We start from the raw sequence: 15,936 nt of genomic DNA, 5'->3' as shown, positions 1-15,936 counted from the left end.
GTGGACGTGTCAGTGGCAGGCCGCGATCAGCGCTTCACCGACGGTCCTCCAGTCCGATGTCTCGCTGTCGTTGTTGAGTGCGGTTGCCTTGAGCAGCAGGCTGGCCGACAGCCCGGTGTGCTGGCAGCACGCCTGGCAGCGCATGATCCAATCCACGGCTTCCATGGACTGGGCGCGTTTATGGTCCAGGTGTGCGGTCAGGCAACTGATTTCGTCAGTGCTCCAGTCCAGCAGGCTGGCCAGCAGTTTATTGGCTTCTTCGCCTGTGCCTTGCGGCGTGTCCTGGTTGGCAAGCTGCAAGTAATGCAGCAGGTGTTCTTCTGACCGGGCTTGATGGTGGGCGCAGTGACTGAAGCGTTCGAGTAGATACAGGGTTTGAGGCGTCAGCGTTCCTGTGCTGCCTGTGGCCAGCCAGGTTGGGTTATTCATCAATTGTCGCAGGGTGCTGCTGCTCAGGTGCAAACCCTTGCACGCTTGGGCCGTGCGCAATACCGTCGCCAGCAATGCAGGCATTTTCCCAGGGGCGCTCTCGATGGCCGCGACAATCGTTGTTGCATGGGTGTCGGCCATTCGCATCACGCAGGGGAAGTATTCCGCAGACAAGTCGGCAAGGTCGTGCAGCAAGGTCTCCACCACGTGCCGCTCTCCGCTCGGTTGGGGCTCTTGCGCCAGCAGTATCGACAGTCGTTTTTCCAGGCTTTTGTTCATTGGCACGTCGTCTTCGGTAGCGTCGAACAGACGACACCATGACGCGACATCCCGGTTGTCTTGCTTGAGCCAGTCGACGGCCCAATCCAGCGCCATCAGCACATCGAGAATGTCGGGCTGTGAGACGTGCGAAGTACTCAATGCCCCTGTCACCAACGCTTTGCAGAAGTCCTCCCCGCCCAGTAAGCGGGCCAGCGCCGTGCATTCGAAGGGAGAGAGACCAAACATCCGGGCGATACGGGCCTGGCGGTAGAGTGACGAGACTGTGGATAAATCGTGGTTAAACGAAGACAGGTATTTTTCGGTTTGCTTCGTTAGCAACAGCAGCGAATCCTGCGTCATGGGAAGTCCGAGGCCCGCACTGAGATAGCTGAAGGTTTTCAGGTCCGTCGTGACCAAGTCTTCCACCTGCGGGTGTCCGAGCAATTGGGTTCGATTGAACACCTGGTCAAACAAGGGCACCTGCTGGCCGCAAGCAGCAATCGGCATGTCGTGCAGTAACGACGCAAACTCTTGCGGTGCGATGCCGTGGCGTTGGTTCAGGTAGCGATAGACCCCCAGGGTGCGCAAGGTATTGGTGTTGAGCGTCATCGTCGTGCTGCCTTCCGAGCGCAAGGCACTGACGATCAGCGTGTCCAGTTCGGCAACGGGAATACCGGTCCAGCGCTGCAATCGGATCATCCGCTGCATGCGGGCGAACCGTTCGCGAGATGCATGGATGAAGGTGTTCGCGGATTTGAGAGTCGTCAGGGTGGCTGTCGATTCCGGCCCGTTGATGTAAGCGGCTCCATAATTGTTGGCATGAATCGAGGGGGGACTGTCGGTCGAGGTTCGCGGGCTGTAGGCACCTTGTGCCAGCAACTGTTCGACCTGTTCCGTGGTCAGCCCGGTGCGCTCCTTGAAGAACGAAAGATCGTGGAGGCGATTGGGGTTTTCAGTGCCGAAGCTTTTCTTCAGGGCGCCAAGGTCCAGGTCTGAACTGGCCGGCGCGAGCAGGATTTTCTGTTGCTCAGGACTGAGCCCGGACAACAATCTTTGCGCCTCGACATGGGATTGCGAAACACGCCCGTAAGGTGAATCCCCTGGTGAAAACGGAAGTTTCAGGCTCACCCGATAATTCAATTCGCCCAGCACCGGTTTGTTTGCGCCCAGCCCCAGCAGACACTGGTGATGATGCAGGTCGTAGGGCAGCGAGAAGGGGTAGTGTTCGCTGGCCAGGACCTGGTGGACGGTCTTGTCGCTCGTTGCCAGATGGGCTTCGATCGCGCTGCGCAAGGTGTCATTGACGATGTCCAGCATTGGCCGCGCAACGAAGGCGCTCTGGTGATCGAGCATAAGCCCCTTGAGGTCCGGTCGCCGTTGCTCCAGGGGGATTTTGTCGGTTGATGGGGAGGCGTTTTCCAGCTGGCCGGCAAACAGATACAGCGCCCGCAGATAGGCCACGGGCGAGTCGATGGCCGCGATGTCACCTTCCTTGCAGAACTGATCCCAATGCTCGTTGAACAGCGCTTGATAGCTGACGGACGCCGAGGTTGAGTCCGAACCCAGGCTGCGCCGGGCACGTCGCCGAGTATCGCTGGGTGATATCAGGTGCTCCTGATACAGGCGACTGACCTGCCCGGCATAGCTGGCGGCATTGTCATAGACCTGCCCGGCATCCACGTCGGTGTGCTTGCCCAACTCAAGGACGAACTGCGCCTTGCCCATGCGCATGACGTCGAAGACCGACGTCAATCCCATGCGCTGCAGGGCTGTCCTGAAATCGGCCTGGGCGTTGTCATCGCCGATTGGGGCTTCGATGAGCCGGTGCAACAGTGAGTCGTTGCTTGCGTCCATGTGCTGTCCATCTCCTGTTCGAACGGAATGTGCTTGTTCAAGCGAAACCGTACAGGAGCGTGGGACAAAAGGCGGTAGGACGAGAGGGGGTGGGTTTTGTACGAAAGGGCGATGCGTTGTCTGGATCTTGGTTGAACGGGGGTTGATACAGTCGGTATGGATGAGTGTGTAACGGTAGCTGGACAAGCAGGAGAGATTAACCTAAGTTTGAAATCAATGATTTCATTGATTGCGAGGGGATTATGGCCAGCATCACGATTCGAAACCTTGATGATCAGATCAAGGAACAACTGCGTATCGCCGCCGCCCACAACGGTCACTCCATGGAGGAAGAGGCAAGGCTGATCTTGGGGCGTGCCTTGGCGACAGTCAGCCCGGCGGGAGGATTAGGAAGTCGTATCCGAAACAGGTTCAGCTCCTTGGGTGGAGTTGATCTGGATCTGCCTTCGCGTGACGAGAAAGCAACGGCGGTGGATCTTTCTGAATGATAGTGCTCGATACCAATGTCATTTCAGAGTTCATGCGCGCCGAGCCGAACGCAACCGTCCTGGCGTGGATCGATTCACAGCCGGCAATGGACCTGGTTATTTGCGCTATTACAGTTGCGGAGATTCTTCATGGTATCGCTCGGCTGCCTTTCGGCAAGCGCAAGCAAAAGCTCGAGTCCCATGCCATGGCAATGTTTGAAGAGGATTTTGTCGACAGGATCCTACCCTTTGATGCCCACGCAGCTGTCGAGTACGCGGCCCTGGTTGCGTCATGCGAGGCTAAGGGGCGGGCGGCAGGTATGGCCGACGCGCAAATCGCAGCCATTTGCCGAGCACACGGCGCTCTGATCGCAACCCGCAATACCAAAGACTTCAAGTTCCCAGGCGTTGAAGTCATCAACCCCTGGAACCCTTGAGCAAAGCCTTCACGCGAAACGCCCATTGCCAATTGGAAACGGGCGTTTCTCATGATCAAACCCTGAAGTGACTCACCATCATCTGCAACTGATTCCCCAACCGCGCCAGTTCAACACTGGAAGCGGCGGTTTCTTCGCTGGCGGCGGCGGTCTGTTCGGAGACGTCGCGCACGTTGATGATGCTGCGGCTGATCTCCTCGGCCACGGCGCTTTGCTGCTCGGCGGCAGCGGCGATCTGCTGGTTCATCGACTGGATGTTCGACACCGTGCGGGTGATGTTCCCCAGTGATTCCCCAGCCTTGCGTGTCAGGGCCACGCTGCTGTCGGTGAGGTTGCGGCTGTTGTTCATCACGGCCGCCACTTGCTGGGTGCCATTCTGCAGCCCGGCCACCAGGCCTTCGATTTCCTCGGTGGATTTCTGCGTGCGCTGGGCCAGGCCACGGACTTCGTCGGCGACCACGGCAAAACCCCGTCCGGCCTCACCGGCGCGGGCCGCTTCGATGGCTGCGTTGAGGGCCAGCAGGTTGGTTTGCTCGGCCACGGCCTTGATCACGTCCATGACGCTGCCGATCTTGTCGCTTTCCTGTTGCAGCACGGTCATGGCGTCGGTGGAGCGAACCACTTCGCTGGCCAGCCGTTCGATCTGGGCGATGGCTTCGCTGACCACCTTGTCACCGGCACGGGCTTCGCCGTCGGCGGCGGCCGCGGCCTGGGAGGCTTCTTCGGCGTTGCGGGCCACTTCCTGGACCGTGGCGGTCATTTCGTGCATGGCGGTCGCGACCTGATCGGTCTCGACTTTCTGGCTGTTGACCCCGGCGCTGGTCTGCTCGGTGACGGCGGACAGCTCTTCGGCGGCGCTGGCGATCTGGGTCACGCCATCGCGGATGCCGCTGATCAGGTCGCGCAGGGTCACGCCCATGCGCGCGATGCCTTGTTGCAGCACGCCCAGTTCATCGCGGCGAGTGACGATGACCGTGTGCGACAGGTCGCCACCGGCAATGCGCTCGACGACGGCCAGGGTGTCGCGCAGCGGGCCGGTGATCTGGCGAGTGATGATCACGGCGGCAATGACGCCGACCAGCAATGCCAGCAGGGTGCTGACCAGTTGCAGGGTGCGCGCCTGGGCACTTTCGGCGTCGCGGCGGTCGAGCTGGATCTGGTACAGCTGTTCGCTCAACGTCACGATTGACGCGCCTTGTTCAGTCATTTCCTTGCGTGCCTGTACCGCGTCGGCGGTGGCCAGCTTGAAGGCCTGCACGGCGCTGCGGTATTGGGCCAGGGCGTTTTCCAGTTGGCGCAGTTCATCCTGGCGGGTGCTGGAGAAGTGCTCGTTCAATGGCTTGAGCGACGCGATGGCGGCGTCCAGCTGGGTGACGGCCTTGCGTTCGGTGTCGGCGTTGCTGTTGGCGGTGTAGCCGCGCACTTCATAGCGGGCCAGCATGAAGTCCTGCTTGGCCTGGGTGATGGCCTGGAACTGGGCGAAGCGCTCATCGCTGAGCGCCATTTTCCGTACGTCGGAATCGATGGTCTCGATCAACTTGTAGGCAAGCTCGGCGTTCGCGCCCATGGCGTCGCGGGCGGTGTTGCCGGTGCGGTAGGCACTGCGCATTTTGTTCAGGGACACCTGATAGGCGCTGATGACTGCGCTCTGCTCCTTGAGCAACTTGACGTTCTGCGGGCTCTTGAAGCTGCTGAGCAGGGCGTTCTGTTGCGCCACGAAACCATCGAGGGTGGTCTGCACATTTTGTGCGGCGGTCTCGTCACCGTTGGTCAGCATGTATTGCAGACGGGTGACGCGAAGCTTGGTCAGGCCGGCGTTGAGCTGGGTGATGTCGCTCATCCAGTTGCTGCGCTGGATCAGTCCACCCAGGCTGGTCCAACTGGTCAGGGCCAGCAGGCAAGTCAATACCAGCACCAGGCCGAAGCCCAGGCCCAATTTCATGTTGACGCTAATGTTGCCAAACCAGCTATTCATCAAATTCCTCCAGGAACGTTGTGCTGCTTGATCGTCGGTACGCTGGAAGATTGTTGTTGTTAAGAGCCAGCAAGAGCATGTAACAGGGCTGTATCGGCGGGGAGGGCAAGATCTGTAAGTTTTTTTCCGGGTATCTGTGGGAGCAAGCTTTGCTTGCACCCCAAGCTTTTTTTCACATCTGTTTCACCGCCTGCCTACGTCGGCCTCTCTACTGTCGCGCCATCGAATGACTGGGTGGATGCCGTCGGGGCGGCTTGATGTGGAACTGAGACTGAGCCTTTTCGGCCTGAGGCGCTCGATCAATACGCGGCGCTTTGCCCGCTACCAAAACGCCATGGTCATCCTCGCCTCGGCACTGCTGGTGATCCCGTTGACCCTCTGGCTGCTCAGCCCGGCGGCGATACCGGACCTGGCCCACGGCAATATCGCCGGCGCCCGGGCCTTGGCCGATGGCTGGGCCAAGGGGGAGATGATCGTGCTGGTGCGTCATGTCGAACGCTGCGATCACTCCAAGGCCGCGTGCCTGAATGATCGCGAAGGCATCACTGACCGGGCCCGTGCCGTTGCGGTGGGCCTGGGGGCGCGGTTCGAGCAACTGGGCCTGGATAACGCCGACCTCTACAACAGCCCTCTGGTCCGTGCGGCCCAGACGGCGGGCTACATGTTCAATAAGGTGAGTGCTGGCGACGACTGGCTGATCAATTGCCGCCACGACCTTCTGCGCAATGCCCTGGCCCACAAAGTCGCCGGACGCAACCTGATCCTGGTCACCCACAGCGAATGCATGCAGGCATTGGAAACCGCGCTCCACCGGCCCACTTCGACGTTTGGCTATGGCGCTTCGCTGTTCGTCTCCACCGCCCAGCCACAAGCACCGCAGTTGCTCGGTTTTATCGAAGCCTCTGACTGGCGCTCGCTGGCTTCCAGTCACCTTTCCCACGATTAGGACCGCCCATGCTGACGTCTGCTCGCGCCCGTTTCTACGGGCTCAATCTTGGAATTCCCCTGGTCTGCGCCGTAGTGGTGTTCTTACTGTTCGACATGACTCGCATCGACATCGCCTTCAGCAATTTATTCTACGACCCGCCGCACCAGGTCTTTCCCTTGGAGCACGTGCGGCTGTTCGAGAAAATCACCCATAAGTGGGCCAGGATCATCCCGAACTGGACCGGCGAGGCGGCGATTATCGGGGCGCTGTTGTCGTTTGTCTGGCCGATCTTCAAGCCGCATAAGCGCCCGGGATTGCTTCGTCTGTTGGAGAAAACTCGGTTGGCCGCGCCGTTGCGTTTTGCCCACAAACATCGGCGCGATTTTCTCTATGTGGTCTTCGCCTTTTCCCTCAGCACCGGGGTGATCCATTACCTCAAGGGCCACACCAGCGTGTACTGCCCGGTGGAAACCACCCAATACGCCGGCAAGATCGAGCACAAGGAGTGGTTCCAGAATTTCGACCTGCTGAAAGTTGCCGGTGACGGTCGCTGCTGGCCCGGCGGTCATGCGTCCGGCGGCTTCACGATGCTGGCCCTGTATTTCGTCGCCCGCCGTTACCGTTGGCGTCATTCGAAAACCTTGAAGTATGGGGCGCTGGCCTTGGGGTTTGTCTACGGGACCACGCGGGTCCTGCAGGGCTGGCATTACATGTCCCACACGTTCTGGGCGGGGATTTTTGTCTGGTTGAGTTGTTGGCTGATGGCGTTGCTGTTTTATGGGCGCGCGGCTTTGGAGCAGCCCGTGTTGAAACCACCGCGAGAGACGCAGGCGGCTGCCGTGCCTGCGTTGGGTAACGCACATTCGTCAGCTTGAATGCCAGGCGAAAAAAAGCCCGCTGGGAGAGCGGGCTAAAACCTTAGTTTCTTGAATGAGCGAGGCGACTGTACCCAATCACGCGGGGGCGTGGGGTGAAGAAAAGTTCATGAGGCCAGCTCCTTGCCAGACCTCATGCCCTTGTACGCTGCTCACCTGAGATCAAACCGATCCAGGTTCATCACCTTGACCCACGCCGCGATGAAGTCCTTGACGAACTGCTCCTGGGCATCCGGGCTGGCATAGACCTCGGCCAAGGCCCGTAGCTGGGCGTTGGAGCCGAAGACCAGATCGACGCGCGTGCCGGTCCATTTGACCTGGCCGGTCTTGCGATCGCGGGCCTCGAAGGTTTCCTGGGTGTCGGAAAGGGCTTTCCATTCCACGCCCATGTCGAGCAGGTTGACGAAAAAGTCATTGCTCAAGGTCCCTGGCCGTTGGGTAAAGACACCGTGCGCTGTGTGGCCGACGTTGGTGTCCAGTACCCGCAGGCCGCCAATCAATGCCGTCATTTGCGGGGCAGTGAGGGTCAGCAGTTGTGCCTTGTCGATCAACAAAGCCTCGGCGGACACGCGGTACCGGCCCTTGAGGTAGTTGCGAAAGCCGTCGGCGATGGGCTCGAGAAAACCGAACGACTCGACGTCCGTCTGCTCCTGGCTCGCGTCCATGCGTCCCGGCGCGAACGGTACCGTCACGCTGAGCCCGGCATTTTGGGCCGCCTGTTCGATGCCGGCGCTGCCAGCCAGCACGATCAGGTCCGCCAGAGAGATTTTCTTGCCGTCGGATTGGGCGGCGTTGAACTCGCTCCGAACCCTTTCCAAGGTCGCCAGCACTTGAGCCAATTGTTCGGGCTGGTTGGCCGGCCAATCTTTCTGCGGGGCCAGGCGCAGGCGGCCACCGTTGGCACCGCCGCGTTTGTCGGAACCCCGGAAGGTGGAAGCCGCGGCCCACGCGGTAGACACCAGTTGTGAAACCGTGAGGCCCGAGGCCAGTAGCTTGCCTTTGAGGGCCGCGATGTCGCTGTCGTTGACCAGCGGATGGTCGACCGTGGGGATAGGGTCTTGCCACAGCAGTTCTTCGTTGGGCAGTTCCGGGCCGAGGTAGCGTGAGAGCGGGCCCATGTCGCGGTGGATCAGCTTGAACCAGGCGCGGGCGAAGGCGTCGGACAACTGGTCCGGGTTGGCCAGGAAGCGCCGGGAGATTTTTTCGTAGATCGGGTCGAAGCGCAGCGCCAGGTCGGTGGTCAGCATTGTTGGGTTACGCCGTTTGGACGGGTCGTGGGCATCGGGAATGATGCCCGCGCCGGCACCGTTTTTCGGCGTCCATTGGTGCGCGCCTGCAGGGCTCTTGGTCAGCTCCCACTCGAAACCGAACAGGTTCTCCAGGTAGTTATTGCTCCAGCGGGTGGGGGTGGTGGTCCAGGTGACTTCCAGGCCACTGGTGATGGTGTCGGGCCCCTTGCCGGTGCCGAAGGTGCTCTTCCAGCCCAGGCCTTGCAGCTCCAGGCCCGCGGCCTCGGGCTCGGCGCCGACATTGTCCGCAGGGCCTGCGCCGTGGGTCTTGCCGAAGGCGTGGCCGCCGGCAATCAGTGCCACGGTTTCTTCGTCGTTCATCGCCATGCGGGCGAAGGTTTCGCGAATGTCCAGCCCGGCGGCGACCGGGTCCGGCTGGCCCTCGGGGCCTTCCGGGTTGACGTAGATCAGCCCCATCTGCACGGCGGCCAGCGGGTTCTCCAGGTTGCGCCCCTCGTCGGTGCGGCTTTCTTCGTTGCCGGGCTCGGCCACCAATTGGCCTTCGCCGGGGTCTTGCATGGCGGCTTTGTCGGGCTTGCCGTAGCGAACATCGCCCCCCAGCCATTTGTTTTCCGAACCCCAGTAGACGTCTTCATCCGGCTCCCAGACATCGGCGCGGCCACCGGAAAAACCGAAGGTCTTGAAGCCCATGGATTCCAGCGCGACGTTGCCGGTGAGGACGATCAGGTCAGCCCAGGAGATATTGCGACCATACTTCTGCTTGATCGGCCACAGCAGCCGACGCGCCTTATCGAGGCTGACGTTGTCTGGCCAGCTGTTGAGCGGTGCAAATCGCTGCTGGCCGGAACCCGCCCCACCGCGCCCATCACCGGTGCGGTAGGTGCCTGCACTGTGCCAGGCCATGCGGACAAAGAGCGGTCCATAGTGGCCGAAGTCTGCCGGCCACCAGTCTTGCGAGTCGGTCATCAGTGCATTCAGGTCTTGTTTCAAGGCCTGGAAGTCCAGGCGCTTGAACGCTTCTGCATAGTTGAAATCCTCGCCCATCGGGTCGGACAGCGAGGAGTGCTGGTGCAGGATCTTCAGATTCAGTTGGTTTGGCCACCAGTCGCGGTTCGTCGTGCCACCGCCAGCGGCGTGATTGAACGGGCATTTCGATTCGTTTGCCATGAGAAGCTACCTTTGGTCGTATTCATCCAGCTATCCAGCCCGGCGAGGCTTCGAATAGCGACAGGCGAAATACACAGGCGCAGGGCTCACAGTTCGCTCAACTGATCATGTTCGGCCACGCTGCAATGTCTAATTGCAAGGACGGTGGCCCACGGCAAGCCCAGTACGTTTCTGAACGCTTCGTATCTCTTTGTCAGGTTTCACGGGCCGGATTACACCAGCCTGAATTCAGGCTAGTCCTCCTTTGCCAGATAGCTAATAGGCGCAGTATTAACGGTCGATAGGGATAATCTTTTATCGAAGCCAAGCGGCGAGGCAGATGATATGAATGGCGCCTGCCGTGACGGACCCAATAATGAACAAATGCCCGCGCAGCACGGCCTTCCATGAAGCGGGTCATGCCCTGGCCTTTTGGTGGAACGGTCAACCGATAAAACGCATCACCGTGCGTACCAAGGCTGAAGCCTGCACGGGACCTCTGTTCGACCTGCGCGGCAACCCTCAATACGCAGAAGGGTTGGTGGAAGCTGACTACCTGGTCCCGCGCCCGGCCTTCGACGCCCCGGGGATCGCTGAATTCCTGCCCTCGATGGTCGATGCCATTGAACGTGACCTGCTCCATTGTTTCGCCGGGCCAGTGGCCGAAGCGGTCTACCGGCACCGCCGGTCCGACCGGTTGATCAGGGGTAGCGGCCGCGGTGACCTGGATCGTGGGCATGAATTGATCAGCCTGCTGCCACCGCGCAAGCTGCTCGACGCCCAAGCCCAGGCGATCGCCCGCTGCAGTTGCCTGGTGCACCGTTACTGGCCGGCGGTCAGCGCCGTGGCGGGCTTTCTGCAAGAGCATGGCACGGTTGAAGGGAACGCCGTCACAGCGCTGCTGTGCGAGATGACCGGGGAGCGGCCGATCTTGCTTGGCCATCAAGTGGCAAGCCTCGATTCGTGATCAAGGCGTTGCCACTGGCCCTATCCGGCTCGGATGAAAGCCACTGCTCGCTAGCGCTTCACTGTTTCCTCAAGAGAGAAGCGTCCCAGTGGGTTTTGTTGGAAGTGCTCGATGTTCTTGCGCGAAATATTGATGTACGGGCTGTAGTAGAGATCGATCCAGTTGACGTCCTGCTTGGCGATCGCCTGAAGGTCGGTATACATCTGCTTGCGCTTGGTCGGGTCCACTTCTACCCGCGCCGCCGCGACCAGATCCTTGACCTTATCGTTCTTGTAGCGGGTCATGTAATTCATGTTGGTGTCATGTCCCAGTACGAAGGTGGTCTTCTGGTCCGGGTCGAGGATATCGTTGGTCCAGTACATCACGGACAGATCGTAATCGCCGTCGATCAGCATTTGCCAACTCTGGGTTGGGTCGACTTTCTGCAAGGTGGCTGTCACGCCAACGGCGGCGAGCTGTTGCTGGACCAGCACGGCGATCTGCTCGTCGGCTTCATTGCCCGCATTGACCACATAGTTGAGCTTCAGGCCTGAGGCGCCTGCATCCGCCAGCATTTTCTTGGCTTTTTCCGGGTCGTACGGGCGCTGCAGATTATCGGCATTGTGATAAAGCGCGCCTTTAGGGATGTAGGAATAAGCCACCTGGCCATGGCCGAAGGTCACGGTATCGACCAGGGATTTTTTGTTGATCGCAAGGTCCAGGGCCTGACGTACTTCAGGCTTGCCCAGCAGTCCGTGCTCATGGTTGATCAGCAGATGATCCTCGCGGGTGGAGGGGTCCATGTGTACGACCAGGTTGGGATCTTTCTTCAGGGTTTCGACGCGCGAGAAGGGCACGAAGATCGCCGAGTCCAGTTCACCGGCCTGTACCTTCAACATCCGCGTATTGTCATCCGGGATGGAGATCCATTCCACGCCATCCAGGCTCACCTTGTCGGCCTGCCAGAAGTTGGGGTTCTTCTCCAGCACCACGCGATCACCGCGTAGCCACTCCTTGACGATAAAGGCGCCAGAGGCAACGGGGTCCTGGGCATAGGCTTCCTCACCCATTTTCTCCATGGCCTTTTGCGACAGGATGGAGACGTTGGGCAACGCCAGCTGCGCGAGGAAGGGCACTGAAGGGCTCGTGAGTGTCACCACCAGTGTCTGCGGGTCGGGTGCTTGGGCCTTGTCGATAATCTTGTAGGAGTCGCTCCACAGCGACCCTTTGTTGTCGCGGATGCGCAACAGACTGAACGCTGCATCGCTGGCGGTAATCGGTGAACCGTCGGAGAACTTGGCCGAGCGTAGTTTGAAGGTATAGGTCATGCCATCGTCGGAAACCTGCCAGCTTTCGGCCAGCCCCGGTACCAGCTTGGTGCCGGTGTTGTCGACGCGCACCAATACGTCGTAGACATTGGAGAACACCCAGTTATCACGGTTCTGCGCGCTTTTGATCGGGTCGAACGTCGTACTTTCTTCCCGACAACCGATGGTCAGCACGCCTGCTGCCTGGGCGACACCGGCCGCCAGTGTGCAAACGGTCAACGTCGCGGCGGTCAGCAACTTCAAATGTTTCGATCGCATGGTCAAACTCCCTATTGATGAATGTTTTTTAGAGCAATGGCTCTCCGAGCACACAGCTATAACGATGTCCATTGATGTCATGGATGGGGGGCGGCGTTTTCGCGCAGATGGGTTGTGCATACCGGCAGCGCGGGTGAAAAGCGCAGCCGGATGGAAGGTTCAGGGGGCTGGGTGGCTCGCCAGGCAGGGGGGCGCCCAGCAACGGTCGAGTCGGGTCGATGTGTGGAATGGACTGGATCAGCGCGACGGTATAAGGATGCCGCGGGTTGCTGAACACGGCCTCCGTGGGTCCTTGCTCGACGATCTCGCCGAGGTACATCACGGCTACCCGATCACAGAGCCGCCGAACGATCGCCAGGTCGTGAGCGATGAACAGAATCGCCAGGTTCATGCGCTGTCGCAGCTCCAGCAGCAGGTTGATGATCTGGCCCTGGATGGAAACGTCCAGCGCGGCCACGCATTCATCGGCGATGATCAACCGTGGCTCGATGGCCAGTGCACGCGCGATCCCCACACGTTGGCATTGACCGCCACTCAACGAACCCGGTTTGCGGTCGGCCAGCTCCGGTCGCAGGCCGACCAGGTTCAGCAGTTCATCGACCCGCTGGCGAATCAGCGATGCAGGAATCGCACAGCGCACTCGCAGCACTTCAGCCAGGGTGTCGCCGATGCTCATTCGCGGATTGAGGGCGGTATAAGGGTCCTGGAAAATCATCGCGGTTTCGTGGCGCAGTCGCTCGATGTCGATCCGCTTGCCTTGAGCCATATCCACGCCATCGAACAGGATTTGTCCGGCGCTGACCTCAGTGAGGCGCAAGATGGCCCGACCCAGGGTGCTCTTGCCACTGCCCGACTCCCCCACCAGCCCAAGCACCTCCCCGGGGGCCAGGCTCAGCGACACACCGTTGACGGCTTTCACCCATTGCCTGTGGATCCCGAACGGACCACTGCCAGGGGCGGCGAAGCGCACCTGCAGATCCTTCACGTGCAACAAGGTCATGACGAGGCACCCACTGGCAGCGGGTAATGGCAGGCGACCCGGTGTGCCTCTGCCGTGGCTTGCATCTGTGGCAACAGCCGCGTGCACTGGCTGCCCGGCTGAAGGCAGCGTGGGTTGAAGCGGCAACCGCTGGGCAGCGCATCCAGCAGAGGAGGCTGGCCGGCGATGGTTTTGAGCATGGCATGGCCGGCGCTGGTAGCCGGTTGGCAGTCGATCAGGGCCGCCGTATAGGGATGTCGTGGGTGAGCCAGCAGATCAAGTTTGTTGCCGTGTTCGCAGAGCCGACCGGCGTACATCACTGCGATGGAATCACAGGTCTGGGCGACGATCCCCAGGTCGTGGGTGATCATGATGATGGACAGCCCGCGCTGGTCGCGCAAATCCAGGAGCAGGCGCAGGATCTGTGCCTGTACCGTGACATCCAGGGCGGTGGTCGGCTCATCGGCGATCAGCACCTGGGGGTTGCAACCCAATGCCACGGCGATCATGGCGCGTTGACGCATGCCACCGGAAAACTCATGGGGATAACTGTCGACCCGCGTTAGCGGATCGGGAATGCCCACCTGGCGTAACACATCAATGGCCTTCGCCCGTGCTTCACGTTTGGACGCTCCCTGATGCAGGCGTATGCCCTCGCCGATCTGTTCGCCGATACGCATCAACGGGTCAAGATGACTGCCGGGATTCTGAAAAATCATCCCTAATCGCCGACCCCGTATGCCCCGCATGCTGGCTTCATCCAGCGATAGCAGATCCTCACCGGCAAGGCGCAGGGCCTTGCCCTGGACCCGCAGGTTTGCAGAGGGCAGCAAGCGCATCAAGGCCCGGCAGGCCATCGTCTTGCCTGAGCCGCTTTCACCCACCAGACCGAGGATTTCGCCTTCGGCCAGGTCAAATGACACGCGATCCACCAGCGTGACTTCGCGCTCACCGTGGCCGGCGATCACGCTGAGGTCCTCGACGTGCAACACCGGTGTGCTCATGGGCGTTCTCCGAGCTGCTCGGCGACACCGTCGGCCAGCAGGCTGAAGCCCATGGCCAGGGTGACGATCGCCAGTCCCGGGAAGGTGCAGATCCACCAGGCGTTGGTGATGAAACTCTGGCCTTCGGCGACCATCGTGCCCCACTCGGCGGTGGGTGGCTGGACCCCCAGGCCGAGGTAGCTGACCGCCGCCCCATTGAGCAATACCAGTACCGCGTCGGACATGGAAAACACGATCGAACCGAACATGGCATTGGGCAACAGGTGCCGAAACAGAATGCGTCCATGACCGAAGCCCAGGCTTTTGGCCGCCAAGGCGAAATCGCTTTGCTTGAGCACCAGGATCTGCGAACGGATCAGCCGTGCATAGGACACCCAACCCACCAGGGCCATCGCAATATAAAAGCTGCCCAGGCCGGGGCCGAGGATGGCCATGATTGCCAACATCAGCACCAGGAAGGGGAAGGCCAGGATAATATCGATCAGGCGCATGCAGATCGTGTCGAACCGGCCACCGATATAGCCGGCCAAGGCGCCGACGCAAGTGCCGATCAAGAACGGGAAAACCACCCCGATCACGGAGATCTGCAAGTCGATGCGCGCGCCCCAGATCACTCGGGAAAGAACGTCGCGACCGAAATTGTCCGTGCCGAACGGATGGGCCAGGCTCGGCCCCAACAGGCGGATATCGGTGTTCTGGGCAATCGGATCGAAGGGCGCGACCCAGGGGGCGAAGAGGGCGAGCAACAGCCAGCCAAACAGAATCGCCAGGCCTAGCACGGTGGCCAGGCGACCGTTGCGCAAGCCGAAACGCAGCGCAAGACGCCAGGCGGGACTGAGGGTCTGGCCGCTCATCGCATGTTCACCCGCGGATCAATCATCACGGTCAGCACATCGGCGAGGAAGTTGACCGTGACGGTGGCGAGGGCCAGCACCATGGCCACGCCTTGGACCACCATGTAGTCGCGGGTAAAAATGCCGCGTACCAGCAATTGGCCGATGCCGGGAATGGCAAACAGACTTTCGATGACCACCGTGCCGCTGATCAACCAGCCGATGTTCACCGCCAGCAGGTTGACCGCCGGTACCAGGGAGTTGGGCAGCACATGCCGACGAAATATCGCCCGCTCGGACAAGCCCCGGGCCCGTGCGGCGGTGGCATGATCGGCTTGTAGCTCCATGAGCATGCTGGCGCGCAGATTGCGCACCAGCACGGCGGAGAGTGCCAAGGCAATGGTCAGGCACGGCAAAACCATGTGATGCAGTTTGTCCCAAGCGGTGCGTCCATAGCCTGAGACCGGGAACAGTCCCAACTGCACACTGAGCAGCAGGATCAACATGATGCCTAGCCAAAACGCCGGCATGCCGAGCCCTGCCGTGGTAAACAGGCGAATCAGGTGATCCTGCCAACCGCCCTTGTTGCGTGCCGCCACCGTTGCCAGCGGCACGGCAATCAGCAGCGCCAGCAGCACGCTGCCGAGCACCAGGAACAGGGTTGGCTCAATGCGGGTACTGATCAGCTTCAAGGCATCGACTTTGTAGAGCAGCGATTGGCCGAGATCGCCTTTGAGCAGGTTCTTGAGAAAGTAGAAGTACTGCATCCACAACGGCTGGTCGAGACCGTACTGGGCACGAATCCTGATCAGCGCCTCTGGCGTGCTGCGCGAGCCCAGCAGGGCCCGGGCGGGGTCCCCGGGGATTGAGCGCACGAGCACAAAGGTGATCATGCTGATGCCAAACAGCACGGGCAATAGCTGTAGCGGGCGCGACAGTATGAAACGGTAGCGCGCCAGGTTCATG

General features: G+C 60.6%; 13 protein-coding genes and 1 pseudogene. 5 read left to right on the top strand and 9 right to left on the bottom strand.

The features are described from left to right. Nucleotides 1–9: 9 nt before the first annotated feature. Nucleotides 10–2,544, bottom strand: a complete 2,535-nt coding sequence (locus BM300_RS12285) for a Tc toxin subunit A (RefSeq protein ID WP_092224417.1) — start codon at nucleotides 2,542–2,544, stop codon at nucleotides 10–12. 242 nt (nucleotides 2,545–2,786) lie between these two features. Here BM300_RS12285 and BM300_RS12280 point away from each other — a divergent pair, with 242 nt between their 5' ends. Continuing rightward, nucleotides 2,787–3,032 (top strand): FitA-like ribbon-helix-helix domain-containing protein, encoded by a 246-nt coding sequence (locus BM300_RS12280; protein WP_092146225.1) that lies wholly within the window; start codon nucleotides 2,787–2,789, stop codon nucleotides 3,030–3,032. Further along, the gene (locus BM300_RS12275) at nucleotides 3,029–3,448 is read left to right on the top strand and encodes a type II toxin-antitoxin system VapC family toxin (protein WP_092146223.1); all 420 of its coding nucleotides are present in this window, start codon (nucleotides 3,029–3,031) and stop codon (nucleotides 3,446–3,448) included. The genes BM300_RS12280 and BM300_RS12275 overlap by 4 nt, the downstream gene beginning before the upstream one ends. Before the next feature lie 55 nt (nucleotides 3,449–3,503). On the opposite strand, the gene BM300_RS31740 is transcribed toward BM300_RS12275, so the two are convergent. Continuing rightward, entirely contained in the window at nucleotides 3,504–4,208 is a 705-nt protein-coding gene (locus tag BM300_RS31740; protein WP_371856155.1) for a methyl-accepting chemotaxis protein, read from the bottom strand. 201 nt (nucleotides 4,209–4,409) lie between these two features. Then, nucleotides 4,410–5,288, bottom strand: a pseudogene (locus BM300_RS31735) (methyl-accepting chemotaxis protein); the annotation flags it as partial. Between the two features lie 373 nt (nucleotides 5,289–5,661). Here BM300_RS31735 and BM300_RS12265 point away from each other — a divergent pair. Both BM300_RS12265 and BM300_RS12260 read left to right on the top strand, forming a co-directional pair. Next, nucleotides 5,662–6,369, top strand: a complete 708-nt coding sequence (locus BM300_RS12265) for a lipopolysaccharide core heptose(II)-phosphate phosphatase PmrG (protein ID WP_092224413.1) — start codon at nucleotides 5,662–5,664, stop codon at nucleotides 6,367–6,369. Between the two features lie 8 nt (nucleotides 6,370–6,377). Continuing rightward, nucleotides 6,378–7,226 (top strand): phosphatase PAP2 family protein, encoded by an 849-nt coding sequence (locus BM300_RS12260; protein ID WP_092462998.1) that lies wholly within the window; start codon nucleotides 6,378–6,380, stop codon nucleotides 7,224–7,226. Between the two features lie 152 nt (nucleotides 7,227–7,378). Here the strand turns inward: BM300_RS12260 and katG are convergent, their stop codons facing one another. Further along, on the bottom strand, nucleotides 7,379–9,643 hold the full coding sequence (gene katG / locus BM300_RS12255) for a catalase/peroxidase HPI (protein ID WP_092224409.1): 2,265 nt from the start codon (nucleotides 9,641–9,643) through the stop codon (nucleotides 7,379–7,381). Between the two features lie 355 nt (nucleotides 9,644–9,998). On the opposite strand from katG, the gene BM300_RS12250 reads away from it, so the two are divergent. Continuing rightward, a complete protein-coding gene (locus BM300_RS12250; protein WP_092224407.1) occupies nucleotides 9,999–10,589 on the top strand; it encodes a hypothetical protein in 591 nt (196 codons plus the stop codon). 50 nt (nucleotides 10,590–10,639) lie between these two features. Here BM300_RS12250 and BM300_RS12245 read toward each other — a convergent pair whose 3' ends face one another. Genes BM300_RS12245 through BM300_RS12225 form a run of 5 tightly spaced genes read right to left on the bottom strand, consistent with a single transcriptional unit; the run spans nucleotide 10,640 to nucleotide 15,935 of the window. Then, complete coding sequence (locus tag BM300_RS12245) at nucleotides 10,640–12,154, bottom strand: ABC transporter substrate-binding protein (protein ID WP_092224405.1); 1,515 nt, start codon at nucleotides 12,152–12,154, stop codon at nucleotides 10,640–10,642. 28 nt (nucleotides 12,155–12,182) lie between these two features. Then, a complete protein-coding gene (locus tag BM300_RS12240; RefSeq protein WP_092224403.1) occupies nucleotides 12,183–13,154 on the bottom strand; it encodes an ABC transporter ATP-binding protein in 972 nt (323 codons plus the stop codon). Then, nucleotides 13,151–14,137, bottom strand: coding sequence for an ABC transporter ATP-binding protein (locus tag BM300_RS12235; RefSeq protein WP_092224401.1), 987 nt, complete (start codon nucleotides 14,135–14,137; stop codon nucleotides 13,151–13,153). Before BM300_RS12235 ends, BM300_RS12240 begins: the two co-directional genes overlap by 4 nt. Continuing rightward, complete coding sequence (locus BM300_RS12230; protein WP_092224399.1) at nucleotides 14,134–14,991, bottom strand: ABC transporter permease; 858 nt, start codon at nucleotides 14,989–14,991, stop codon at nucleotides 14,134–14,136. The genes BM300_RS12235 and BM300_RS12230 overlap by 4 nt, the downstream gene beginning before the upstream one ends. Then, nucleotides 14,988–15,935, bottom strand: a complete 948-nt coding sequence (locus BM300_RS12225) for an ABC transporter permease (RefSeq protein WP_072340935.1) — start codon at nucleotides 15,933–15,935, stop codon at nucleotides 14,988–14,990. The genes BM300_RS12230 and BM300_RS12225 overlap by 4 nt, the downstream gene beginning before the upstream one ends. Nucleotide 15,936: the final 1 nt, after the last annotated feature.

This window comes from Pseudomonas sp. NFACC46-3 (genome assembly GCF_900114515.1).
Lineage (GTDB): Bacteria > Pseudomonadota > Gammaproteobacteria > Pseudomonadales > Pseudomonadaceae > Aquipseudomonas > Aquipseudomonas fluorescens_Q.
Note: the sequence above shows the minus strand (reverse complement) of the source record. Positions and strands in the feature narration are given on the sequence as shown.